The 22,075-nt window shown below is 72.0% G+C and carries 21 protein-coding genes; 16 read left to right on the top strand and 5 right to left on the bottom strand.

Going from position 1 to position 22,075, the window contains the following annotated elements; genetic code table 11:
• The first annotated feature begins 237 nt into the window (after nucleotides 1-237).
• The gene (locus tag ACWCPW_RS22610) at nucleotides 238-666 is read left to right on the top strand and encodes a hypothetical protein (protein ID WP_449763405.1); all 429 of its coding nucleotides are present in this window, start codon (nucleotides 238-240) and stop codon (nucleotides 664-666) included.
• Between the two features lie 146 nt (nucleotides 667-812).
• Nucleotides 813-1,496, top strand: coding sequence for a class F sortase (locus tag ACWCPW_RS22605; protein WP_449763404.1), 684 nt, complete (start codon nucleotides 813-815; stop codon nucleotides 1,494-1,496).
• A gap of 387 nt (nucleotides 1,497-1,883) precedes the next feature.
• Here ACWCPW_RS22605 and ACWCPW_RS22600 read toward each other — a convergent pair whose 3' ends face one another.
• Nucleotides 1,884-3,572, bottom strand: a complete 1,689-nt coding sequence (locus ACWCPW_RS22600) for an FAD-dependent oxidoreductase (protein WP_449763403.1) — start codon at nucleotides 3,570-3,572, stop codon at nucleotides 1,884-1,886.
• Nucleotides 3,573-3,935: 363 nt separating this feature from the next.
• On the opposite strand from ACWCPW_RS22600, the gene ACWCPW_RS22595 reads away from it, so the two are divergent.
• The 11 genes from ACWCPW_RS22595 to ACWCPW_RS22545 all read left to right on the top strand — a co-directional run bounded on the left by ACWCPW_RS22595 (nucleotide 3,936) and on the right by ACWCPW_RS22545 (nucleotide 14,389).
• Nucleotides 3,936-5,174: a SchA/CurD-like domain-containing protein gene (locus ACWCPW_RS22595; RefSeq protein ID WP_449763402.1), complete on the top strand. Its 1,239-nt coding sequence runs from the start codon at nucleotides 3,936-3,938 to the stop codon at nucleotides 5,172-5,174.
• Between the two features lie 50 nt (nucleotides 5,175-5,224).
• The gene (locus ACWCPW_RS22590) at nucleotides 5,225-5,641 is read left to right on the top strand and encodes a cupin domain-containing protein (protein ID WP_449763401.1); all 417 of its coding nucleotides are present in this window, start codon (nucleotides 5,225-5,227) and stop codon (nucleotides 5,639-5,641) included.
• Nucleotides 5,638-6,906 (top strand): beta-ketoacyl-[acyl-carrier-protein] synthase family protein, encoded by a 1,269-nt coding sequence (locus tag ACWCPW_RS22585; protein WP_449763400.1) that lies wholly within the window; start codon nucleotides 5,638-5,640, stop codon nucleotides 6,904-6,906. Before ACWCPW_RS22590 ends, ACWCPW_RS22585 begins: the two co-directional genes overlap by 4 nt.
• Nucleotides 6,903-8,159: a beta-ketoacyl synthase N-terminal-like domain-containing protein gene (locus ACWCPW_RS22580; RefSeq protein ID WP_449763399.1), complete on the top strand. Its 1,257-nt coding sequence runs from the start codon at nucleotides 6,903-6,905 to the stop codon at nucleotides 8,157-8,159. Before ACWCPW_RS22585 ends, ACWCPW_RS22580 begins: the two co-directional genes overlap by 4 nt.
• A gap of 25 nt (nucleotides 8,160-8,184) precedes the next feature.
• Nucleotides 8,185-8,439, top strand: coding sequence for an acyl carrier protein (locus tag ACWCPW_RS22575; protein ID WP_449763398.1), 255 nt, complete (start codon nucleotides 8,185-8,187; stop codon nucleotides 8,437-8,439).
• Nucleotide 8,440: 1 nt separating this feature from the next.
• On the top strand, nucleotides 8,441-8,926 hold the full coding sequence (locus tag ACWCPW_RS22570; protein WP_449763397.1) for an SRPBCC family protein: 486 nt from the start codon (nucleotides 8,441-8,443) through the stop codon (nucleotides 8,924-8,926).
• A gap of 110 nt (nucleotides 8,927-9,036) precedes the next feature.
• Nucleotides 9,037-9,369, top strand: a complete 333-nt coding sequence (locus tag ACWCPW_RS22565) for a TcmI family type II polyketide cyclase (RefSeq protein WP_449763396.1) — start codon at nucleotides 9,037-9,039, stop codon at nucleotides 9,367-9,369.
• Nucleotides 9,370-9,527: 158 nt separating this feature from the next.
• Entirely contained in the window at nucleotides 9,528-11,237 is a 1,710-nt protein-coding gene (gene accD / locus ACWCPW_RS22560) for an acetyl-CoA carboxylase, carboxyltransferase subunit beta (RefSeq protein ID WP_449763395.1), read from the top strand.
• Complete coding sequence (locus ACWCPW_RS22555) at nucleotides 11,234-11,857, top strand: acetyl-CoA carboxylase biotin carboxyl carrier protein (protein WP_449763394.1); 624 nt, start codon at nucleotides 11,234-11,236, stop codon at nucleotides 11,855-11,857. Before accD ends, ACWCPW_RS22555 begins: the two co-directional genes overlap by 4 nt.
• A gap of 66 nt (nucleotides 11,858-11,923) precedes the next feature.
• Nucleotides 11,924-13,315: an acetyl-CoA carboxylase biotin carboxylase subunit gene (locus ACWCPW_RS22550; protein ID WP_449763393.1), complete on the top strand. Its 1,392-nt coding sequence runs from the start codon at nucleotides 11,924-11,926 to the stop codon at nucleotides 13,313-13,315.
• Between the two features lie 39 nt (nucleotides 13,316-13,354).
• Nucleotides 13,355-14,389: a right-handed parallel beta-helix repeat-containing protein gene (locus tag ACWCPW_RS22545; RefSeq protein ID WP_449763392.1), complete on the top strand. Its 1,035-nt coding sequence runs from the start codon at nucleotides 13,355-13,357 to the stop codon at nucleotides 14,387-14,389.
• Nucleotides 14,390-14,488: 99 nt separating this feature from the next.
• Here ACWCPW_RS22545 and ACWCPW_RS22540 read toward each other — a convergent pair whose 3' ends face one another.
• Complete coding sequence (locus ACWCPW_RS22540; RefSeq protein WP_449763391.1) at nucleotides 14,489-15,970, bottom strand: multicopper oxidase family protein; 1,482 nt, start codon at nucleotides 15,968-15,970, stop codon at nucleotides 14,489-14,491.
• Between the two features lie 243 nt (nucleotides 15,971-16,213).
• On the opposite strand from ACWCPW_RS22540, the gene ACWCPW_RS22535 reads away from it, so the two are divergent.
• The gene (locus tag ACWCPW_RS22535) at nucleotides 16,214-16,537 is read left to right on the top strand and encodes a chaplin (protein WP_449763390.1); all 324 of its coding nucleotides are present in this window, start codon (nucleotides 16,214-16,216) and stop codon (nucleotides 16,535-16,537) included.
• A gap of 164 nt (nucleotides 16,538-16,701) precedes the next feature.
• Here the strand turns inward: ACWCPW_RS22535 and ACWCPW_RS22530 are convergent, their stop codons facing one another.
• The 3 genes from ACWCPW_RS22530 to ACWCPW_RS22520 all read right to left on the bottom strand — a co-directional run bounded on the left by ACWCPW_RS22530 (nucleotide 16,702) and on the right by ACWCPW_RS22520 (nucleotide 19,946).
• Complete coding sequence (locus tag ACWCPW_RS22530; protein WP_449763389.1) at nucleotides 16,702-17,523, bottom strand: SAM-dependent methyltransferase; 822 nt, start codon at nucleotides 17,521-17,523, stop codon at nucleotides 16,702-16,704.
• Nucleotides 17,524-17,785: 262 nt separating this feature from the next.
• A complete protein-coding gene (locus ACWCPW_RS22525; protein WP_449763388.1) occupies nucleotides 17,786-18,829 on the bottom strand; it encodes a ferritin-like domain-containing protein in 1,044 nt (347 codons plus the stop codon).
• A 355-nt stretch (nucleotides 18,830-19,184) separates the two neighbouring features.
• Nucleotides 19,185-19,946: a hypothetical protein gene (locus tag ACWCPW_RS22520; protein ID WP_449763387.1), complete on the bottom strand. Its 762-nt coding sequence runs from the start codon at nucleotides 19,944-19,946 to the stop codon at nucleotides 19,185-19,187.
• 899 nt (nucleotides 19,947-20,845) lie between these two features.
• Between ACWCPW_RS22520 and ACWCPW_RS22515 the strand changes: the two genes are divergently transcribed.
• Both ACWCPW_RS22515 and ACWCPW_RS22510 read left to right on the top strand, forming a co-directional pair.
• Complete coding sequence (locus ACWCPW_RS22515; RefSeq protein WP_449763525.1) at nucleotides 20,846-21,823, top strand: S66 peptidase family protein; 978 nt, start codon at nucleotides 20,846-20,848, stop codon at nucleotides 21,821-21,823.
• Nucleotides 21,824-21,864: 41 nt separating this feature from the next.
• Nucleotides 21,865-22,059: a hypothetical protein gene (locus ACWCPW_RS22510; RefSeq protein WP_449763386.1), complete on the top strand. Its 195-nt coding sequence runs from the start codon at nucleotides 21,865-21,867 to the stop codon at nucleotides 22,057-22,059.
• Nucleotides 22,060-22,075 lie beyond the last annotated feature (16 nt).

Here is a 22,075-nt window from a genome sequence, read left to right as displayed (position 1 = left end):
CCGACCCCCGAAAAGCTACTGAAAGTGACATCCTATGACGTTCCGCTAAACCTCGGACTGCTCCCGGCGAGTGAAGCCGGCCGCGATATCCGCCCGGGAGGCCCACGGACAGCCCTCGAATGCAGTCACGCGGGTCGCGGGGTCACGGGGGTCGTTCGATGGTGATTAAGGCGCCTCGCCGATCCCCGTGTGCCGATGCCCGTCGGCAGTTCGCGAAGCGCCGGAAGGAATATCACGATGCGTCGTGCACGCGCTCTTGTCGCCGGTACCGCCCTCGGTTTCGCCGCCCTGACCCTGGCGGCTCCGTCCGCCTACGCCGACGCCCCGGCGCCGGTGAAGCCGGAGCCGGCGGCCTCCGACTCGGAGAAGTCCTATTCCGGCGAGGCGAAGTGGACGCCCGAAAAGGCCTCCGAGCACAGCACTGAGAAGTCGGACAAGGGCTACGAAGGCAAGAGCTACGAGAGCAAGGGTGACGAGGGCTCCTCGCACGAGAAGTCCTGGAAGGACCACAAGAGCCCGCACGGTGGCGTGCACACCGGCATCGGTGGCGCCTTCCTCGACGACGGCGCCGCGCTCGGCACCGGTGCGGCCCTGATCGCGGGCGGCGTCGGCATGGGCGTCTACGCCCTGCGTCGTCGTTCGGGTGCGGCGGCGGCCCAGGCCTGACCCGTCCTCGCCCAGGCAACACGCGCCGTGGCCACCGCCCTTACCGGGGCGGTGGTCACGGCTGTCGTCGTCGGCGCCGGCGGCCCGACCCGCGGCCCACGAGCGCCCAGGAGAGAGGCAACGTCTTGCGAGACCCGGCACCGCCCATGGACACGTCCGAACAACAACCGGCGCCCCGCCGCACCAGCGCCGGAAAACTGATGCTGATCGCCGCGACGGCCGTCCTGTTGGGCGTCCTGATGATCAAGCACGACCTGAGCACCGACTCGGGCCCGCCGCCGCAGCCGGTGCCCGCCGCCGCACAACCGAGCACGCCCGCGCCGGTGGTGGCCTCGGCGAGTCCGAGCCCCGGGCAGGGGACGCCGGTGATGAAGCGCTCGCAGCCGATGCGGATCAAGATTCCCAAGATCAAGGTGGACGCGCCGTTCATCGGACTGAGCCTGAACGACTCCGGCGTGTTGCAGGTGCCGCCCCCCGCGGACCGCAACCTGGCCGGCTGGTACCAGGACGGGGTCACTCCCGGCGCCCGGGGCAACGCGATCGTGCTCGGGCACGTCGACACGATGATGGGCCCGGCGGTCTTCTGGGGGCTCGGCAGTCTCAAACCCGGCGACACCGTGGAGATCGAGCGCTTCGACGGCAGCGTGGCGAGGTTCGCGGTGGACTCGGTCGAGGTCTTCCCCAAGGACGCCTTCCCGGACGAGCGGGTCTACGGCAAGACCACCGATGCCCAACTACGGCTGATCACCTGCGGCGGGGTGTACGACAAGAAGGCCAAGGACTACAAGGACAACGTGGTCGTGTTCGCCCACCTGTTGCCACCCACGTAACCGCCGACCCGGCGCCGCCCGGGGGCAGGCACCCGTCGCCGCCCACACGGCCCACACCACGCGAAACGCACCACGAACACGCAGCGCGCGGCGCACCGCGAAGGCCGCGCCCGAGAGGCAACGCGAACACCCCACGCGCGGCGCGACGCGCACATCGCCCGCGAGACGCAACACGAACACGCAGCGCGCCGCGCGCCGCGAACACCGCGCCCGAGACGCAACGCGAACACCCGTGCGTAGCGCTACCCGAACACCCCGCGCGTCACGCAACGCGGACACCGCGGGCGCGGCGCAACGCGAACACACCGCGGCCGGCCTCGGATTCCTCTCGGAGGCCGGCCGTTTCGGCTGCCCGCCGGCAGTGGTCGTCCACCGGTCGCGGGCTGCCTACCGGTCGAGTTCGCCGCCCACCCCGGCGTCCGCCTCGGCCCGACACGCCACCGCGCGCAGCACCGAGACCATGGTCTCCTCCGGGTCCAACTCGACGGCCGGCACCCGCCACGCGACGAATCCGTCCGGTCGGATCAGCACGGCCCCCTCGTCGGTGACCCCGTGCAGTTGCGCCCAGTCGACGTCGGGCGCGGTGACCAGGTCCACCATCGCGGACTCCGCCTCGGTGCCCACCCGGTGGATCGCCACCGGCACCCCGAGCCGCTCGCGCGCCCGCCGCGCCGCCTGCCGCCACACCTCGCCCGCCGCGCCCGCGCCGACCAGCAGCACCAGCGAGGTCTCGTACAGGTCCAGCGTGGACACCCGGGTGTCGCCCCGGCGCAGCCACACGTGCGGTGCCCGGGTGCCGGGCTCGCCGCAGGGCGGGCGGAACCGATCGGGCAGCACCGGGACTTCGGGATCCGCGCCGAGCACGGCGTCGGAGACGTAGCGGTAGCCGAGCACCACGCCCAGCACCCCGGGCTGCTTGCCGCCGCCGGCCACCGGGGGAGCGGCGTATCCCGGGTGGCTGTGCTCGGCCGAACGGGTGGACGCGCGGGCGGCCGTGGCCCTGGCCACCGGCCGGCGCTCGGCCTCGTAGGTGGCCAACAGGTCGGCGCCCGCGTGCTCGTTCAGCACGGCCGCGAGCTTCCAGGCCAGGTTGTGCGCGTCCTGGATGCCCGTGTTGGAGCCGAACGCGCCGGTGGGGGACATCTCGTGCGCGGAGTCGCCCGCCAGGAACACCCGTCCCACGCGGTAGCGCTCGGCCACCCGTTCGGCCGCGTGCCACGGGGCCTTTCCGGTGATCTCCACGTCCAGATCGGGTACGCCGGCGGCGGCGCGGATGTGTTCCACGCAGCGCTCGTCGGTGAACGCCTCGATCGGCTCACCCCGCTCGGGGTGCCACGGCAGGTGGAAGACCCAGTGGTCGCGGTTGTCCACCGGGAGCAGCGCGCCCTCGCCTTGACGATTGGTCAGATAGCAGACGATGAACCGCCGTTCGCCGACGAACTCGGCCAGCCGACGGGAGGAGAAGGTCACGCTCACGTTGTGGAAGAGGTCGCCGGGTCCGGTCACCTCGATGCCCAGTCGCTCGCGCACCGGACTGCGCGGCCCGTCCGCGGCGACCAGGTAGTCCGCGCGCACCGTCTGCCGCTCGCCGGTCGACCGGGTCTCCACGACCGCGGTGACCCCGTCCTCGTCCTGCTCGAAGGAGACGAGTTCGGTGCCGAAGCGCAACACGCCGCCGAGTTCGCGGGCGTACTCGACCAGCACCGGCTCCAGGTCGTTCTGGCTGCACAGGCACCACGAAGCGGGGCTGAACCGGGCCAGGCCCCCGCCCGGGTCGATCTCCTTGAACAGCCATTCCTGGTCGTCCCCGGCGATCGTGTCCGCCTGCAGGATGCCGTGGTTGTCGGCCAGCACCGCGGACGCGGCGCGCACCCGGTCCTCGACCCCCGCGGTCCGGAACAGTTCCATCGTGCGCACGTTGTTGCCGCGTCCGCGGGGGTGCCGCGAGGTGTCGGCATGCCGCTCCACCAGCATGTGCGGCACGCCCAGGCGGCCCAGGAACACGGACGTGGACAGCCCGACCAGCGAGCCGCCCACGACCAGGACCGGTACCCGGTGTTCGATCTCGGGGTTCATCAGTTCTCTTCTCCTGCGTTGGCGAGGACGGCGGACGCGTCGACCGCCGCGGTGGACGGCCGATGGTCCGTGGGTGTCCTCCTGTTCCCGCTGATCCCGGGTGAGCCGTTCGCTGTGCCGAATGTCACTCATATGCCATCAAAAGATGCAGAGGGTGATGATCCGCCTCCACGCTCGAAGTCGAGGCCGGGTCCCGACGGGACGGATCGGTCGGTTGTCCGAGTGCTTCGCGCGACCGGCGGGAGGTATCCCGGCACCCTCGTATTCCCGTCCCCCGGGCGGCTTCGGCGCGGCCGGGTCCCCCCGGGATTGCCCGCATCGGGCAGCACCACGCAGGCCGAATCCCAAGACCAAAGGAATGACATGGACACCCTCGTCCACTCCGCGGCGAATCCCACCGTCGACACGTCCTCCAAGCTCCGGGTGTTGCTCATGCTGGAGCTGCACGAAGGCTCGGAGCAGCGCTTCCTGGAAGCCTACGAGCGCATCCGGCACCAGGTGGCCGCCGTACCGGGCCACTTGCGCGACCAGCTCTGCCAGTCGATCGAGGACCCGACCCAGTGGCTGATCACCAGCGAGTGGGAGGGCAGTTCCGAATACCTGGCCTGGGTGGACAGCCCCGAGCACCAGATGATGGTGCAGCCGCTGCACGGCTGCGTACGCGGCACCCGTTCGCTGCGGTTCGCGGTGGCCCGCGAGACCGACCTGCGCGCGGACCAGGCCGGCTCGGTGATCACCAAGGGCGCCCGGGGCGCGAAGGCGAAGGCGGGTTCCGGCGCCAAGGCGAAGGCGGGCGCGACCGACAAGGTCAAGGCGGGGAGCGCCAAGGCCAAGGCGGGCGCGACCGACAAGGCCCGCGCGGCGGCTCCGGCGGTGCCCGGTGTGGTCCGCTGCGCGCTCACCTTCACCGTCAAGCCCGGCAGCGAGGCGGCGGTGGCGAAGATCCTCGCCGGCTACAAGTCGCCCGCGGCCCGGGTGAACGCCACCACGTCGCTGCGCCGCACGTCGGTGTTCATGCTCGGGAACCGGGTGGTGCGCGCGATCGAGGTCGAGGGCGACCTGCGGGCCGCGCTGCGGCACGTGGCCGAGCAGCCGCAGGTGCGGGCCGCCGAGGAGGCGCTGAACCCGCACCTGGAGGAGGCCCGCGACCTGAACGACTCCGAGGCCGCCCGGGCGTTCTTCATGCGCTCCTCGCTGGCCGAGGCATACCACCTGACCGCACCCGCCTCCGGCAAGTCGGCGAAGGCGCGGACCACCCGTCGTGCGCTGTTGTACCCGGTGCGGCACGGCTGCGGCGAATCCGCCGCCACCGTGCTCCAGCGGCACGACGAACAGGTGATCGCGTCCGGTTCTGGGCCGATCGCGAGCAGCTCGGTCTTCCTGCGTGGAGACACCCTGGTGCGCGTGCTCGATCTGCGCGGCGACTCGCACGATCCGGCGACGGTGCTGGGCATCGACCGCGAGGAGTCCGCGGCCCGGCTGAGCCGGCTGCTCGACCTCGGTGGGGACGGCGCGCTGGACACCGACAAGGGCCTGCGGAACCTGCTCGCCTCGGCCGAGACGACCCTCGTCACCGACCGTCGCGCCGACCGCGACGCATGACCCCCCGGGCGGCGCCTTCGGGCGCCGCCCGCCACTTGGAGGTGGCACACATGACCACGCAGACCGTACGCATCGTCAACGTCGACGAGGTCGAGCCCAACCGGCGCCGGGGCGGTGACCTCCGGGTCACCCTCGGCCCGGCGACCGTGGGGTGCACCAGCGGCTTCATGGGCCTGGCCATCATCGAGCCCGGCGACATGATCACCGAGCACTACCACCCGTACTCCGAGGAGTTCATCCACGTCGTCACCGGCGCGCTGGAGGTCGACCTGGACGGCATCACCTATGAACTCCGCCCCGACCAGGGCCTGATGGTGCCCAAGAACATGCGGCACCGGTTCCGCAACGTCGGCCGGGTCCAGGCGCGGATGGTCTTCCAACTCGCCCCGTTGGCGCCCCGACCGGAACTGGGGCACGTCGACACGGAGGGGATCGAGCCCGCCGAGACCGTGGGCGCCGACTCTTGAGGCGCCGGGTGGCGGTCACCGGCGTCGGCGTCGTGGCGCCCGGCGGCGTGGGTGTCACCGCGTTCTGGGATCTGCTGATGGCCGGCCGTACGGCGACCCGGGGGATCACCTTCTTCGACCCCACCGGGTTCCGCTCCCGGATCGCCGCCGAATGCGACTTCGACCCGATCGCCCGCGGCGTCAACCGGGATCGGGCGCAACGCGCGGACCGCTACGTGCAGTTCGCGCTCGCGGCGGCGGCGGAGGCGGTCACGGACTGCGGCCTGGACCGGGACGGCGAGGACCCCTGGCGGTTCGGCGTCTCGCTGGGCACCGCGGTGGGTGGCACCACCCGGCTCGAACACGACTACGTCGCGGTCAGCGACTCGGGTCGGAACTGGGCGGTGGAGCCGAAGCGGGCCAACCCGTTCCTGCACCGGGCGTTCTCGCCGAGCACCCTGGCCTCCGAGGTGGCCGAGGAGTTCGGCGCCCGGGGCCCGGTGCAGACGGTGTCCACCGGATGCACCTCGGGGCTGGACGCGATCGGCTACGCCGCACACGCGATCGAGGAGGGCCGGGCCGATGTGTACCTGGCCGGTGCCTCCGATTCGCCGATCTCGCCGATCACGGTCGCCTGCTTCGACGCGATCAAGGCGACCTCGACCCGCAACGACGACCCGGCGCACGCCTCCCGGCCGTTCGACGCGGACCGGGACGGCTTCGTCCTGGGCGAGGGCGCCGCCGTGCTCGTCCTGGAGGAACTCGAACACGCCCGGCGGCGTGGCGCCCGTGTCTACTGCGAGGTCGGCGGCTTCGCCACCCGGGGCAACGCGCACCACATGACCGGGCTGACCCGCGAGGGCCTGGAGATGTCCGAGGCGATCGACCGCGCGCTGGCCGATGCGGAGGTCGACCCCACCGCGATCGACTACGTCAACGCGCACGGCTCGGGCACCAAGCAGAACGACCGCCACGAGACGGCGGCGGTCAAGCGGTCCCTGGGCGAGCACGCGTACAAGACCCCGATGAGTTCGATCAAGTCCATGGTGGGCCACTCGCTCGGCGCGATCGGCGCGATCGAACTGGCCGCGTGTGCCCTGGCGATGGAGCACAAGGCGGTGCCGCCCACGGCGAACTACCAGACCCCGGACCCGGAGTGCGACCTCGACTACGTGCCGGGGACGGCCCGGCCGATGGCACTGCAGACGGTGCTGTCGGTCGGCAGCGGGTTCGGCGGCTTCCAGTCCGCCGTGGTGCTGGATCGCCGGGAAAGGAGACCCCGGTGAACACCTCAGTACCCAGACGCACCGTGGTGACCGGTGTCGGCGTCGTCGCGCCCAACGGCGTCGGCGTCGACGTGTTCTGGAAGGCCACCCGGGAGGGCCGCAGCGTCCTGGACCGGATCAGCCGCGAGGGATGCGGCGAACTGCCGTTGGCCGTCGCCGGCGAGGTGCGCGACTTCGACCCGGCCACCGTGGTCGAGGAGCGCTTCCTGGTCCAGACCGACCGCTTCACGCACTTCGCGATGGTCGCCGCGGACCAGGCGCTCGCCGACGCCGCGCTGGGCCCGATGCCGACGTTCGGCGTCGGGGTGACCACCGCGAGCTGCTCCGGCGGCGGCGAGTTCGGCCAGCGCGAACTGCAGAACCTGTGGGGCCAGGGTCCCGGCTTCGTCGGGCCCTACCAGTCCATCGCCTGGTTCTACGCCGCCACCACCGGCCAGGTCTCCATCCGCGGCGGCTTCAAGGGGCCGTGCGCGGTGCTGGCCAACGACGAGGCCGGCGGCCTGGACGCGATCGCGCACGCGACCCGCACCATCCGGCGCGGCACCGACGCGGTCGTGGTCGGCGCGGCGGAGGCCCCGCTCGCGCCGTACTCCATGGTGTGCCAGCTCGGCTACGACGCGCTCAGCCTGGCCCGCGAACCCGCGCAGGCCTACCTCCCGTTCACCTCGGCCGCGTGCGGATTCGCGCCCGCGGAGGGCGGCGCGATGTTCGTCGTCGAGGAGGCGGAGGCGGCCTACCGGCGCGGTGCCCGCGTGCACGCGGAAGTGGCCGGGCACGGCGCCACGTTCACCGGCACCTCGGGCTGGGGGCCCTCCCGGTACGGACTCGCCCGGGCGATCCGGGACGCGCTGGCCGAGGCCGAGTGCGCCCCGCAGGACATCGACGTGGTCTTCGCCGACGCGCTCGGTGTGCGCGAGGCCGACCACGCCGAAGTACTGGCCCTGTCCGACGCGTTGGGCGCGCACGCGGCCCGGGTGCCGGTCACCGCGCCCAAGGCCGGCATCGGACGCGCCTACTGCGGCGCGCCCGTGCTGGACTGCGCCGCCGCGATCCTGGCAATGGAACACGGCGTACTGCCGCCCACCCCGGGCGTCTTCGACGTCTGCCACGACGTCGACCTGGTCACCGGTCGGGCCCGAACCGCCGAACTGCGCACCGCCCTGGTGCTCAGCCGCGGCCTGATGGGCCACAACGCGGCCCTGGTGCTTCGCCGCGGCGACGGCCGGCCCGGGACGCCCTTCCCGACCCCGTAGCCGTCCACTCGAAAGGAAGTCTGCGATGAACGGACCCTTCACCTACGAGGAACTCGCCGCGCTGATGAAGTCCTGCGCCGGCGTCACCGCCGATCCCGACCACATGAGTCGCCCGGACGCGACGTTCGAGGAGTTCGGCCTCGACTCGCTGGGCCTGCTCGGGATCGTCTCCGAAGTGGAGCGGCGCTACAAGTTCCCGCTGGGCGCGGACGCGGACCAGTGCAAGACCCCGCGCGAGTTCCTGGAAATCACCAACTCCCAACTGACCTCTGGAGTGTGACATGGCCGGCCATACCGACAACGACATCGTCATCGCGGCCCCGATCGACCTGATCTGGGACATGACCAACGACGTGGAGCACTGGACGGACCTGTTCAGCGAGTACGCGTCGGTGGAGATCCTCTCCCGCGAGGACGCCAAGGTCACCTTCCGCCTCACCATGCACCCGGACCGGGACGGCAAGGTGTGGAGCTGGGTGTCCGAGCGCGAGGCCGACCGCGAGACCCGCACGGTGTGGGCCCGCCGGGTGGAGACGGGGCCGTTCGCGCACATGCACATCCGCTGGGAGTACCACGAGGTCCCCGACGGCGTGCGGATGCGCTGGGTGCAGGACTTCGCGATGAAGGAGACCGCCCCGGTCGACGACGCGTGGATGACGGACAACATCAACCGCAACTCGCGTGTGCAACTGGAACTGATCCGGGACAAGATCCAGCAGCGCGCCCGGGAGATGGGCGGCGAGCCCGCCGCCGCGCGCACCTGGTGACCGGCGCGTCGTCGACGGCCCGGCCGCCGACGACGCGCCCCGTCGGCGGGGCCGCGCGTCCCGCGACCCCGCCGACCATCCCACCCACTCACCGGGAAGGACCCGAACGCATGCACCGCACCCTGATCGTGGCCCGGATGAAGCCCGACTCGGCAACCCGGATCGCGGACATCTTCGCCGACTCCGACACCGGCGAACTCCCGCACCTCGTGGGCGTCACCGGCCGCAGCCTGTTCCAATTCGGCGACCTGTACCTGCATCTGATCGAGGCCGACCGACCGCCCGGGCCCGCCGTCGCCAAGGTCACCGGACACCCGCAGTTCCGCGACATCAGCGAACGACTGGCCATGCACGTGAACGCGTACGACCCGCAGACCTGGCGGTCGCCGCAGGACGCGATGGCCCGCGAGTTCTACCGCTGGGAGCGCGGCACGACCGGGTAGCGGCCGCGATCCGGGACCCGCGTACGAACTCCCCTCCCCGGAGCCCGCGTTCCCGGGACCGGTCGCTCCGCGGCCCTTGCGTCCAGGGCTCTTCGCCGCACGGCCCCGCAGTCGAAGGCCCCTTCGTCCAAGGCCCCTCCGTCCAAGGACCTGCCCCCATGATCGAGACCGACCTCGGGCCCACCGTCCGCACCCGACCCGACTGGGTCAAGTGCGGGCGCTGCGCCGAACTCGTTTACGGCAAACGCTTCACCCGGGACCTGCGGGTGTGCCCCGACTGCGGTGACCACGCCCGGCTGACGGCGCGTCAACGCCTGGACCAACTCCTCGACCCCGGCTCCGAGACGCCGCTGACGGCCGGTCCCACCCCGCACGACCCGCTGGGCTTCGTGGACTCGCGCCCCTACCCGGAACGACTGGCCGAGGCCCGCGCCGAGACCGGGATGGACGAGGCGGTGCTGTGCGCGCGCGGCACCGTCCACGGCCGACCGGTCGTGGTGGCGGCGATGGACTTCCGCTTCATGGGCGGCAGTCTGGGCTGCGCCGTGGGCGCGCTGGTCACCGAGGCCGCCGACGAGAGCCTGCGCACCCGCACCCCCCTGTTGCTGGTCACCGCCTCCGGCGGCGCCCGCATGCAGGAGGGTGTGCTCTCGCTGATGCAGATGGCCAAGACCGCGTACGCCCTGGCCGAACTGCACGAGGCCGGCGTCCTGGTGTTGTCGCTGATCACCGACCCCACCTACGGCGGGGTGGCCGCGTCCTTCGCCACGCTCGCCGACGTCATCCTGATCGAACCGGGTGCCCGGCTCGGCTTCGCCGGCCCCCGGGTGATCGAACACACCATCGGCGAACGGCTGCCCACCGGCTTCCAGACCGCCGAGTTCCTGCTGGAGCACGGCATGGTCGACGTGATCGTGCCCCGACCGGCGCTGCGCGCGACCATCCGGCAGTTCCTCGCCCTGGACGAGCCCCGCGGGGAGCGACCCGACGACGTGCCCGACGAGCCACCCGCCCCGCCCGTGCCCTCGGCGCACGCGCCGGACGAGGGGGACCCGTGGGACGCCGTCCGGCTGGCCCGGCACCCGGCCCGGCCGACCACGCTCGACTACGCGAGCCGACTCCTGGACGACTTCAACGAGTTGCACGGCGACCGGATCGGCGCCGACTGCCCCGCCGTGGTCGGCGGCATCGGCCGGCTCGACGGTCTGGCGGTGATGCTGATCGGACACCAAAAGGGTGGCGACAACCTCGCCGAACGCCAACACCGCAAGTTCGGCATGGCCACCCCGGCGGGCTTTCGCAAGGCCGCCCGGCTGATGCGACTCGCCGCCAAGCTGGGCCTGCCGGTGATCACGCTGGTGGACACGCCCGGGGCCAACCCCGGGCCGGACGCCGAACGGGACGGACAGGCGGTCGCCATCGCGGAGAACCTGCGCCTGATGGCCCGGCTGCCCACCCCGATCGTCACCGTGATCACCGGCGAGGGCGGCAGCGGCGGCGCGCTCGCCCTGGCCGTCGCCGATCGGGTGCTGATCGGCGAGCACGGCGTCTACTCGGTGATCAGCCCGGAGGGCTGCGCGGCCATCCTGTGGAAGGACCCCTCGGCCGCACCCGCCGCGGCGGCCGCACTGCGCATGCGGCCCCGCGAACTGCTGCGCCTGGGGGTGGTCGACCGGATCGTGCCCGAACCCGCCGGTGGCGCGCACACCGACCCGGGCCGGGCCGCCGCGCTGCTGCGCGCGGCGCTGATCCCCGTCGTCGAGGAACTGCTCGCGCTGGACAAGACCCGGCTCCTGCGCGAACGCGGCGAGCGATTCCGGAGCTTCGGCGTCACGCCGGATGCCCGTGCCGAAGGAAGTGCGTCATGACCCCACCCCACGGATCCCCCGAAGCGCGCGACGCGCACGCCGGCGACCACCTCAACAACCACGCCGGCTACGCGGACGAACGGTGGGTCAAGCCGCTGAACCCCGCACAGCCGCACCCGCAGTCGCCCCCGCCGGTCTCCGGCGACGAGCCGCGGCAGGCGCGCACCGGTTCGGTGCCGCCGCGCTTGATCCGGTTGCGCTGCGGCGACACCACCCTCGAGATCGAGTGGCCCGAACCCGCCGCGACGGGCGCCGCGGCGCCCGCGGCGTCCGGTGGCCCCGTCGCCGCCGCGCCCGTCGGGGAGCGGGTCGAGCCGGACGGCGGACGGCGGTTCGTCTGCGCGCCGATGGTCGGCACGTTCTACCACGCCCCCGAGGTGGGTGCGAAGCCCTTCGTCAGCGTCGGCGACACCGTCCGGCCCGGTCAGACGGTGGGCATCCTGGAGATCATGAAGATGATGAACACCATCACCGCCGACGTGTCCGGGCAGGTGGTGGAGGTGATGGTGCCGGACGCGCACCCGGTGGAGTACCAGCAACCGCTGATCGCGATCGAACCGCGCGCGGTGGGCCCGGACGGGAGCGCCGGTCACGCCGGCGGTTTCGACCACACCCCTTGACGCGAGTCCCAGTCCGGGCCGTCGCGGTCCGAACACCCAGCGCCGACATCGACCGAGGTGGTCCACGTGTTCTCGACCGTGCTCATCGCCAACCGGGGGGAAATCGCCCTGCGGGTGGCCCGCACCTGCCGCGAACTCGGCATTCGCACCGTGGCCGTGTACTCGACCGCCGACCGCGACTCCGCCGTCGTGCGCTTCGCCGACGAGGCCGTGCACATCGGCCCGCCACCCGCCCGATCCAGCTACCTCAACATGCCGGCGATCATCGAGGCGGCCCGACGCACCGGCGCGGAGGCGATCCACCCCGGGTACGGATTCCTGTCCGAGGACCCCGACTTCGCCGAGATCTGCGAGGCGCACGGGATCACCTTCATCGGGCCGCCGCCGCACGTCATGCAGCGCCTGGGCGACAAGAGCGAGGCACGCGCGGTGATGGCCGCGGCCGGACTGCCGGTTCTGCCGGGCAGCGACGGCGCGTTGACGTCGCCGGCCGAGGCGTCCGAGATCGCCGCCCGGGTCGGCTACCCGGTGATCCTCAAGGCGGTCGCGGGCGGCGGCGGTCGCGGCATGAGCGTGGTGCGCGACCCGGACGAACTGGCCTGGGCGTACCAGGACACCCGCGCCCACGCGCGGGCCGTCTTCGGTGACGAACGGCTCTACCTGGAGCGGTACATCGACGACGCCCGACACGTCGAGGTCCAGGTGTTGTGCGACCGGCACGGCGGCGCGGTGCACCTGGGCGAACGCGACTGCTCGGTGCAGCGACGGCACCAGAAGCTGGTCGAGGAGTCCCCGGCTCCGCACCTGCCGGCCGAGGTGCGCGACGCGATGTGTGCGGCGGCGCTGCGCGGCGCGTCCGCCGTCGGCTATGTCGGCGCCGGGACCTTCGAGTTCGTGGTCACCCCCGCGCACCATTTCCACCTACTGGAGATCAACTGCCGGATCCAAGTGGAGCATCCGGTGACCGAGATGGTCACCGGCGTCGACATCGTGCGCGAACAACTCACCATCGCCGCCGGCGCGCCCCTGACGTTCGGTCAGGAGGACGTGGTGCCGCGCGGGGTGGCGATCGAGTGCCGGATCAACGCCGAGGACCCCACCCGCGGGTTCGCGCCGACCCCCGGTCGGCTCACCGAGTTCGTGCCGCCCGGCGGGCCGTGCGTGCGGATCGACACGCACGCGTACCCGGGCTGGACGGTGGGGCCCGACTACGACTCGCTGCTCGCCAAGGCGATCGTCTGGGCGCCGGACCGGGACCGGGCCATCGCGCGCGCCGAGCGGGCGTTGAGCGAGTTCCGAGTGGCCGGCGGCGGCGTGCACACCACCCTGGGCTTCCTGCGCCGGCTGCTCGCCCACCCCGTGTTCCGCGCCGGCGAGCACACCACGGGGCTCGTCGAAACGATGACCTCCGACGTCGCCGAGACCACCCCGGCTCGGCCGCCCGTACCCGTTTCCTGAACCGTTCCCATCCCTCTCCCACGAAGGCAGATCGCGCTCATGCTCGTACAACGGTTGCTTCCCCTCGCCGGCGTCACCGCCCTGGCCGTGCTGGGCTCGGTCCTGGCACCGGTAGCGCACGCGGACACCCGGCACGTGGTCCATCCCGGCGAATCGATCCAGGCGGCGGTGGACGCGGCCGCGCCGGGGGACACCATCGAGGTGTCGGCCGGCACCTACCCGGGCAGCGTGCTGATCGGCACGGACGGCCTGACGATCCGCGGCGCGGGCGAGCGTACGGTGATCACGCCCGGCGAGTCGGCGGCGAACGCGTGCGCGGCGGCCGGACACGGCATCTGTGTGTTCGGCACGGCGGAGGACCCGGTGTCCGACGTGCGGATCCAGTCGCTGGCGGTCACCGGCTTCGGCAAGACCGGGGTGATGGGCAACGCCACCGAAGGCATGCGGGTACGCCGGGTGTTCGCGCACGACAACGGCGAGCACGGGATCGGCCAGGAGAACTCCACCCGCGCCGCGTTCACCGACAACACCACGAACGACAACGTCCAGGCGGGGCTGTTCCTGGCCGACACCGCCGACGCCTTGGGCGCGATCATCGCCCGCAACCACGCGTCGGGCAACCGGCTCGGCGTGCTGATCCGGCGCGGGCGCGAGTTGGCGGTCGAGTACAACGAGCTGACCGGCAATTGCGCCGGGGTGTTCGTGGTCGGCGACGAGACGCAGCCGGTGGCCGGGTCGCTGGCGATCCGGCGCAATCGGATCGACGAGAACAACAAGTACTGCGAGGGGAATTCCAGGATCGCGCACATCCAGGGCTCGGGCATCGTGCTCACCGGTGCCCAGGAGACGCGGGTGACGGACAATCAAGTCCGGGACAACCGGGGCGAGTCGCCGATGTCCGGGGGCATCGTGATGGTGCCCAGCTTCTCCGGCGACGCGACCACGAACAACGTGATCCAGGACAACGAGGCGTTGCGCAACGAACCGGCCGACCTGGCGAACCGGGACGGCAAGGCGGTCAACACGTTCACCGCGAACGTGTGTGGCCGCTCGGAGCCGGAAGGGCACTGCTGACCGGACGCGATACCCGGCGCCGGCACCGGACTCGGTGCCGACGCCGGGTTTCGTCCGTTCGGACTCCCGGTACCGGCGGGGGACTTGGGGCGGTCGGAGTCACCGCATCCCCGACATGCCCCCCATGGACGGGTCGGGAGCGGCGGGCGGGGTGTCGCCGTAGCCCAGGATCGCCATCATGCCCAACTCGCTGTGGTACAGGTTGTGGCAGTGCAGCATCCACTCGCCCGGGTTCCGGGCGAGCACGTCCACCGTCACCCGCTCCCTCGGACGCACGATCACGGTGTCCTTGCGCGGGCCCCGGCCCTCGTCGCCGCGCACCTGGAAGGTGTGCCCGTGCAGGTGGACCGGATGCCACATGCGGGTGGCGTTGATGAAGGACAGTCGGATCCGCTCGCCGACGGCGACCGGCACCCGCAGCGGCGTCATCTCCGGCGCCGCGGTCGTACCGAGCGTCCAACCCGTTCCGTTCGCCCCGCGGCCCAGCAGCAGATCCACCGCGCGGGCGGGCGCGTCGCCCTGGTCCACCGACGGGTCGGCGACCAGGTCGGCGAGGGTGAGCAGGCGGCGATCCAATTCGGGTACCGCGACCGAGGGATCGGGGGCGTCGCCGGCCGAGGTGCGCAGCACGGCGAACGCCCGGGCGTCCTTGCCCTCGGCCGCGGCCACCAGCGGGAACACCCCGTCGGCCAGGGTGACCAGCACGTCGTAGCGCTCGCCCATCCCGATCAGCAGCGTGTCCACGGTGACCGGCAGCACCGGGAACCCGTCGGTGTGCGTGACGGTCAGTCGGTGACCGCCCAACGCGACCCGGAACGCGGTGTCCGCCCCGGCGTTGACCAACCGCAGCCTGATCCGTCGACCGGGGCTGTCGGTGAATACGTCGGGGGCCTGCGGTGTGCGGCCGTTGATCAGGTAGTGCGGGTAGTCGATGTGACCGGCCGTCCCGCCCAGCAGCGTGCTGCGCAGGTTGCGTGCCGGCCGGGGCGTGTCCCGGATCGTGCCCAGTTCGGTGTCCGGATCGGTGCCGGTGCCGTCGAGCCAGTCGTCGAGGACCACGGCCCACTCCGCGTCGTAGCCGAGCGGTTCGGCCGGGTCCTCGACCACGAGCACCCCGTACATCCCGCGGTCGAGCTGGGTGCCCACGTGCGAGTGGTAGAAGAACGTGCCCGGATCGGGCGCGGTGAAGCGGTAGTCGAAGGTGTCGCCGGACGCGACCGGGACCTGGCTGAGTCCGGGGGCGCCGTCCATCGTTGGATCGATCCGCACGCCGTGCCAGTGCACCGTGGTCTCCTGCGGCAGTCCGTTGCGCAACCGCGCGGAGACCGTGCCGCCCGCGGTGACCCGGATCTGTGGGCCGGGCGCCCGGTCGCCGTACGCCCACGTGCGCACGGTACGCGAGCCCAGGTCGACGGTGACCGGCGCCGCGTCGAGCGGCACGGCGGTGTCGGCGGCGGGGAACGCGGACCGTGGCGCGGCGCCGGTGCGCAGCGGCGCCCGGGCGCCGGCGCCGAGCAGGGCGACGCTGCCCACCGCGCCGAACAGCAGGGCCCGGCGGGTCGGGTGGGAGGGGACAGGCACGATGCGGCCCTGCTTCCTGGAGTCGGCTCGCGATGAGGCATCGCCCGCCGGCGGACCGGCGTGGTCCGGCGGTGAGTACCCCGCGCCGGGCGCGCCGAACACGCCGCTCGGACTCGGCGCCCGGTGCGTCCGGGCGGGTGCCGCCACCCGGGTGAAACCCGCGAATCAGCAGTTGCCGGCCGCGATTCGGGTCGTTGCACCGGACGTCGCGCCACCCGCGGCGCCATCCGAAACGGAGATCTCATGAACACGTTCAAGAAGACCGCGGCCGTGGCCGTCGGCATCACCGCGCTCGTCATGTCGGGTGCGGGCGTCGCCAGCGCCGGCTCCGAGGCCAAGGGTGCGGCCGTCGGCTCGCCGGGCGTACTGTCCGGCAACAACGTCCAGATCCCGGTCCACGTGCCGATCAACGTCTGCGGCAACAGCCTCAACCTGCTCGGCTTCTTCAACCCGACGGTCGGCAACATCTGCGCGAACATCGACGGCGACCACGACAAGGGCGGGCACGAGGGCGGGCACTCCCAGCACCAGGCCCCGCAGCACCACGACGGCGGCCACCAGGGCTGACGCGCGTCGGCGCGCCTCGTCCTCCGGCGACAGCGCTCGACATCGTTGTACCGGCGGCCCCTTCGATACGAACGGGTCCGAGGGGCCGCCCGGCCGGACCGATCGATACCCTCCTCGACGGTCCGGCAGGTGTCGCCGGCACGTGGCCGGTGTGCTCGCGGCGACTACGGCTTGCGTCCCACCGCGCCGTACATGGCCACGTCCGGGGTCTTGTCGCCCGCCTCGGGCCGCCATCGGGAGCAGGAGACGACGCCGGGTTCCAGCAACTCCAGGCCGTCGAAGAAGCGTTCGATGTCCTCGGGTGAGCGCTGTTTGAGTCTGGGCGTGCCGTGCGCGTTCCAGAACGCCACCGCGTCGTCCACGTCCGGCGGCGCCGGCGGACTGGTCACGGTATGCGACAGCGCCAGGTGGCTGCCGGAGGGAAGCGCGTCCAGCAGTCGACGGACCGTCCCGTACGCCTCGTCGTCGTCGTTGACGAAGATGATCACGCCGAGCAGGACGAGTGCGATGGGCTGGTCGAAGTCCAGCGTCTTGGCGGCGCGGGCCAGGATCTCGTCGACGTCGCGCAGGTCGGCGTCGATGTAGCGGGTCGCCCCCTCCGGGCTGCTGGTGAGCAGGGCCCGGGCGTGTACGAGGACCAGCGGATCGTTGTCGACGTACACGATCCGCGATTCCGGAGCCACGGCCTGGGCTATCTCGTGGGTGTTTCCGGCGGTCGGCAGTCCCGTGCCGATGTCGAGGAACTGGCGGATGCCCAGATCCTTGGCCAGATAGCGGATCGCTCGGCCCAGGAACTGCCGGTCGGCGAGGGCGTAGTCGCGCGTTCCGGGGTGGATCGCGGCGATCTGATCGCCGGTCTCGCGGTCCACGGGGTAGTTGTCCTTGCCGCCCAGCCAGTAGTTCCACACGCGGGCGGTGTGCGCTACCTCGGTGTCGATCTTCCGCTCGGGTAAAGCCGATTCTGCGTCGAGTATGGACTCGGCCACGAACTCTCATCTCCGGATGCCGTGTGGGGTGGTCCAGGCCAATCTAGGGGCCCATACACCGGGCCGGCAGGCATCGCGGTGAACGTTCCATCACGTTAGGCAAACTTTCCGAGCGGCGACACCCGACCCGTGCGGGCGGGGCGGGGCGAGGGGGCGTCGGTCGCCGGGTCGCCGGGCCGCGCCGGGTCGGCGGCATCCGTCGTGGAGTGACAAGGGCGCCGCCGAGCCGGGTCGGTGGAATCGGCCGGTCGGGTCCCCGGGGTCAGGCCTTCTTCTCCGTGTAACGGAACTCCGGGCCGTAGGTGGTGGGTTCGGGCAGGGGGTGTTGGACGGGCAGCCGGATCCGCATGAGTTCCACCGCGGGGTCGCGCATCTTCCGCATGTGGGCGACGGCGGTGGCCAGGTCGGTCGATGAGCCCTTCGCCCAGGCCGACTCCAGGGCGCGCAACATCGAGCTGTATTCGATGTTGCCCTTCTCGATCAGCTTCGCCGCCTCGGGGTCCACCTGGTACGCCGTGGCCCAGCCGCCCTTGGGTACCCGGCCCATGGGATGGGCGTCGGGCATCGCGATCGGATCGCCACGGAAATCCCACTCCGGCTTCGAGACCATGACCAACTTCCTGCCTCGGAAGATCTCCCGGAACACATAGTAGTGCGCCAACGAGACCGCGACCTGTGGTTGGTCGGGTGTCTTGTCGGTGCCCTCGCCCTCGGCCTTGATGATCTCGATGGCCCGCTCGACGTCGCTGAGCTGCTCGATCTTGAAGACTTCCGGAGCCTGGTTCACCACCTGTCGGGTGCCCTGGATCGCGCTCTCGTTGGCCTTGAACGCCTTGAGGATCCGGGTGTAGAAGGCGCCGATCGACGGATAGGCGTCGGCGAATTCGGCGAGTGGTTGCTCGGGGCGCTCGATCTCGGAGAAGAGCTCGACGGATCGGGTGTTCAGGCCCTCCAGATGGATGTCCAGGTCCTTGCGCACGCCGCCGGGCAGCTTGGTCGGGTAGCTGGGAACCACCGTCGCACCGGGCCGATTGCTCAGGATCGGTGTCCCGCCGATGGTGGTGAGCAGGTTGCAGGCGAGCCCGAAGTGGCGCATCTCGTCCCAGACGATCGAGTCGATCGCCCGGGAGACGTCACCGCGCTCCTTGATCGACCAGACCCCGGACAGGTAGGGCGGCAGCGTGGCGAGTTCCAGGACGATCGCCTGCTGGAGCGCGTCCTTGAGCCACTGCACGGTGAGTTGTTCGTCGGATACTCCCATCAGCTCGACGATGGCTTCGCTCTCGTATTCGAGAACCGTTGTCATGCCGCTCTCCTGTCGATTCGGTCCGGACCCGAGGGCCCGGGCGACTACTCCCCGCAGCCGGCAACGTATGGGTTGGTTCGGGGCGAGTTACGGCCCCACCCCCGATGGCCCACCGGATTCACTCGTTCGGACGATCGTGCGGGGTCGGCGAAGCAACCCGCGCTCCGGTGACCGGACTTCGAGGACTGCGGCGGCCCCGCGACGCCCTGGGATCCGCACTCGACGTCGAGGCGGCGTTCGGGCGCGTCGGAGCGGGCCGGTGTCGGTCCAACGGACACCGCCGGCCCGACCTCGCCCCAGGGGGCGGGTGTCGGGCCGGCGGTGGTCGGTGCATCCGGGGGTTCCCGGAGGTGATTCAGGCCCCGGGGCCGGTGAACAGGCCGCGACCGGCCTTGATCGCGCGGCCGGCCTTGACCAGACCCTCCGTGGACGTACGCACGCTCTCCATGCGGCTCTTGGTGGCGGTCTCACCCAGAGCCTCGGTGAGCTGACGGACGTTCATGGGTTCGCCGGTGCCTTCCAACAACGCGGCGATCTCGTCGCGCAGGTGGGAGCGGACCGGGCGAGCCGCCGCCGGTTCGGGAGCGACCGGCTCGACCGGAGCGACCGGCTCGACCGCCTTGGCCGGAGCCGCCTTCGCGCGGGTGGTCTTCTTCTTGGCGGCGGGCTTGGTGGCGGGCTTGGCCGCGGGGGCCTTGCGTGCCGATGCGGCCTGTATCCGCGTCTTTTCCTTCGTAGCCGCAACCGTCTTGCGCTTGCGACGCGTGGCCGGAGCGGGAGCCGGCGGCTCCTCCGCGACGACTTCCTCCGCCGGAGCCTCCTCGACGGGAGCCTCCTCGGCCGGGGTCTCCTCGACCGGAGCAACCTCGACCGGCGCCTCCGCGACGGGTTCGGCCTCGACCGGAGCGACCTCGACCGGTGCGACGGGTTCGGCCTCGGCCCGGGGCAGCGGCACCAGCGGGCGGATCAGCGCGAGGTGTTCCACCGCGCTCAGCCGGGCCGCCAACTGCCGTTCCACATCCGCCAGTTCCTCACGCAGCCGGTCTCGCTGCCCGGCCAGTTCACTAGCCTCCTTTTCCAAAGAAATCCGCAGTTCGTCCACAGACGATGCGACCATCCGGCGACTCCTTCTCATGCCACTGGGACGCTGGAAGGGCGAACGCGGCCCGTTGTCGGGGCGGGCATGTACCCTTCCGGCGGGTGGGGACTTCCCACCCGCTCTGCGCCCATGATCCACCGAAACCCCTTTCCGCGGGGCGGCGGTATCCAAGTGTGATGAATTCAGGCCCCCGATGGTGTAGGGAAGCCGGCTTCGTGGATGGGTCTTTCCGGGGTCGCGGCGGCGTGTACCCGATGGATTCGGCGACTTCCGCGGGCGCGCGGGCGGATGCGCGTGCGCGGTCGGCGAGCGTTGTCGGCGGGCGACTTCGGCGGGCGGCGGTTCCGGGTCCGATCAGGGGTGGTGTTACCCGCCCGATCGGGACGGATGGGCGTCCCAGGCTCGGAGCGCGGCGGTTTCACGGTTGTTGGTGATGCCGGGGCTGTGGGGACGGCCGAACGGGACGTCGTCGGCGGCGCGGTGGTCCTGCCGGTGGTCGGCGATGTCCGTGAGCGGCCGGGTGGTCGGGCCGTGCGCGCGGGCCCGGGACGTGTGCTTCCGCCGGCGCGTGCCGCCGTGGTGTGGCTTGCCCGGCGGGCGCCCGTCGCCGTCCCGGGCCGGACCCGCCGGGCGCGGCGGCGATTCACCCGGTGAGGTGAACGCGGGCCGGTTGCTCCGGCCACGCTGGGCATGATGCGAGGCATGAGGGCTGAACGCACGACCCGCGATCGGACGAGCCGCGATCGGACGAGTCGCGACCGGATGAGCCGCGACTTGGCGAACAACGACCCGGCGCGCCGCGACCGGAGTCCCTCGTGCGGGGACCGACCCGGGACGCCTTCGTGGTTGTTCGAGGTGGTCGAGGCAGCGCGGGGATCGGGGCCGGCGGCCGATTCCGACCGAGGGCGGGGTTCGTGGTGACGCGGCCGGTCGAACCCGATCCGTCGGCGCCGGGCGGGCGGGCGCTGCGCCGCCCGCGTCGGCTGCGGCCGGGTGATCGGGTCGCGGTGGTGTGCCCGGCCGGTCCGGTCGAGGCCGAGCGGTTGCGTATCGGGTGTGCGGTGCTGGCCGACCTGGGGCTGGAAGTGGTGCCGGGCGCGCACGTCCTCGATGGGCAGGGGCCGGGGTATCTCGCCGGCACCGACCGGGATCGGGCGCACGACCTGGAGGACGCGTGGCGGGATCCCGATATCGACGCGATCGTCTGCGCGCGCGGCGGATATGGTGCCGCACGGGCACTCGACCTGCTGTGTTGGGAGTCGATGGCGGCGGCGGAGCCGAAGGTCTTCCTGGGATCCAGTGATGTCACCTCCCTGCACACCGCGTTCGCCGCCCGGCTGGGCGTGGTCACCCTGTTCGGGCCGATGCCCGCCACCGCCGGCTTCGGCGCGGTGGACGGCATACCGCCCGACCCGGGCACCCTCGCCCACCTGCGCGCGACCTTGTTCAGTCCGGAGGACGCGATGGAACTGGGCTCCGCGGAGGCCCGCCCCCTGGTGGCCGGTCGTGCCCGCGGGGTCACCACGGGTGGCACGCTGAGTCTGGTGGTCGGCTCGCTGGGATGCCCGGAGTCGTCGCCCGCCGGCGGCGCGATCGTGCTGTTCGAGGACATCGGGGAACAGCCGTATCGCATTGATCGGTTGCTCACCCAACTGCTGCGCTCGGGGTGGTTCGCGGGGGTGGCCGGGATCGCGACCGGGAGTTGGGCGGACTGCGGGTCGATCGAGCAGATCGACGCCGTGCTGCGCGACCGGCTGACGCCGCTGGGCGTGCCGGTGCTGGCGGGACTCGACTTCGGCCACGGGCGGCGCCAACTCACCATGCCCCTGGGCGTCGAGGCCGACCTGGACGCGGACGCGGGCACCCTGACGCTCACTTCGGCGGCGTTGCGGTGACCGGCGCGCCGGAGCCGCCCGCTTGCGGCCCGGGGACTCTGGTGCACGTCGACAACACCGTCGCCGACCGCGCCCGACCGGCACCGCGGGCCGACGACCCGGGGGCGCTGCGCGGGGACGGCGTGTGGCCGATCTTCAGCGTTCGGCTCGTCGCGCGGGTGACCGCCATCGACGGCGTGCCGTGTCCACCCCGCGCCCGGCACGAGGAGATCGTCGAACCGATGCGGGCCGACTGACGGGGGCGGCCTGGAG

The organism is Embleya sp. NPDC001921, from assembly GCF_053594475.1.
This window is presented reverse-complemented; position numbering and strand designations above follow the sequence as displayed.

Coding starts and splice junctions, on each gene's coding strand:
- ACWCPW_RS22610 (WP_449763405.1), top strand. CDS start 238: ATGCGTCGTGCACGCGCTCTTGTCGCCGGTACCGCCCTCGGTTTCGCC.
- ACWCPW_RS22605 (WP_449763404.1), top strand. CDS start 813: ATGGACACGTCCGAACAACAACCGGCGCCCCGCCGCACCAGCGCCGGA.
- ACWCPW_RS22600 (WP_449763403.1), bottom strand. CDS start 3,572: ATGAACCCCGAGATCGAACACCGGGTACCGGTCCTGGTCGTGGGCGGC.
- ACWCPW_RS22595 (WP_449763402.1), top strand. CDS start 3,936: ATGGACACCCTCGTCCACTCCGCGGCGAATCCCACCGTCGACACGTCC.
- ACWCPW_RS22590 (WP_449763401.1), top strand. CDS start 5,225: ATGACCACGCAGACCGTACGCATCGTCAACGTCGACGAGGTCGAGCCC.
- ACWCPW_RS22575 (WP_449763398.1), top strand. CDS start 8,185: ATGAACGGACCCTTCACCTACGAGGAACTCGCCGCGCTGATGAAGTCC.
- ACWCPW_RS22570 (WP_449763397.1), top strand. CDS start 8,441: ATGGCCGGCCATACCGACAACGACATCGTCATCGCGGCCCCGATCGAC.
- ACWCPW_RS22565 (WP_449763396.1), top strand. CDS start 9,037: ATGCACCGCACCCTGATCGTGGCCCGGATGAAGCCCGACTCGGCAACC.
- accD (WP_449763395.1), top strand. CDS start 9,528: ATGATCGAGACCGACCTCGGGCCCACCGTCCGCACCCGACCCGACTGG.
- ACWCPW_RS22555 (WP_449763394.1), top strand. CDS start 11,234: ATGACCCCACCCCACGGATCCCCCGAAGCGCGCGACGCGCACGCCGGC.
- ACWCPW_RS22545 (WP_449763392.1), top strand. CDS start 13,355: ATGCTCGTACAACGGTTGCTTCCCCTCGCCGGCGTCACCGCCCTGGCC.
- ACWCPW_RS22535 (WP_449763390.1), top strand. CDS start 16,214: ATGAACACGTTCAAGAAGACCGCGGCCGTGGCCGTCGGCATCACCGCG.
- ACWCPW_RS22525 (WP_449763388.1), bottom strand. CDS start 18,829: ATGACAACGGTTCTCGAATACGAGAGCGAAGCCATCGTCGAGCTGATG.
- ACWCPW_RS22520 (WP_449763387.1), bottom strand. CDS start 19,946: ATGGTCGCATCGTCTGTGGACGAACTGCGGATTTCTTTGGAAAAGGAG.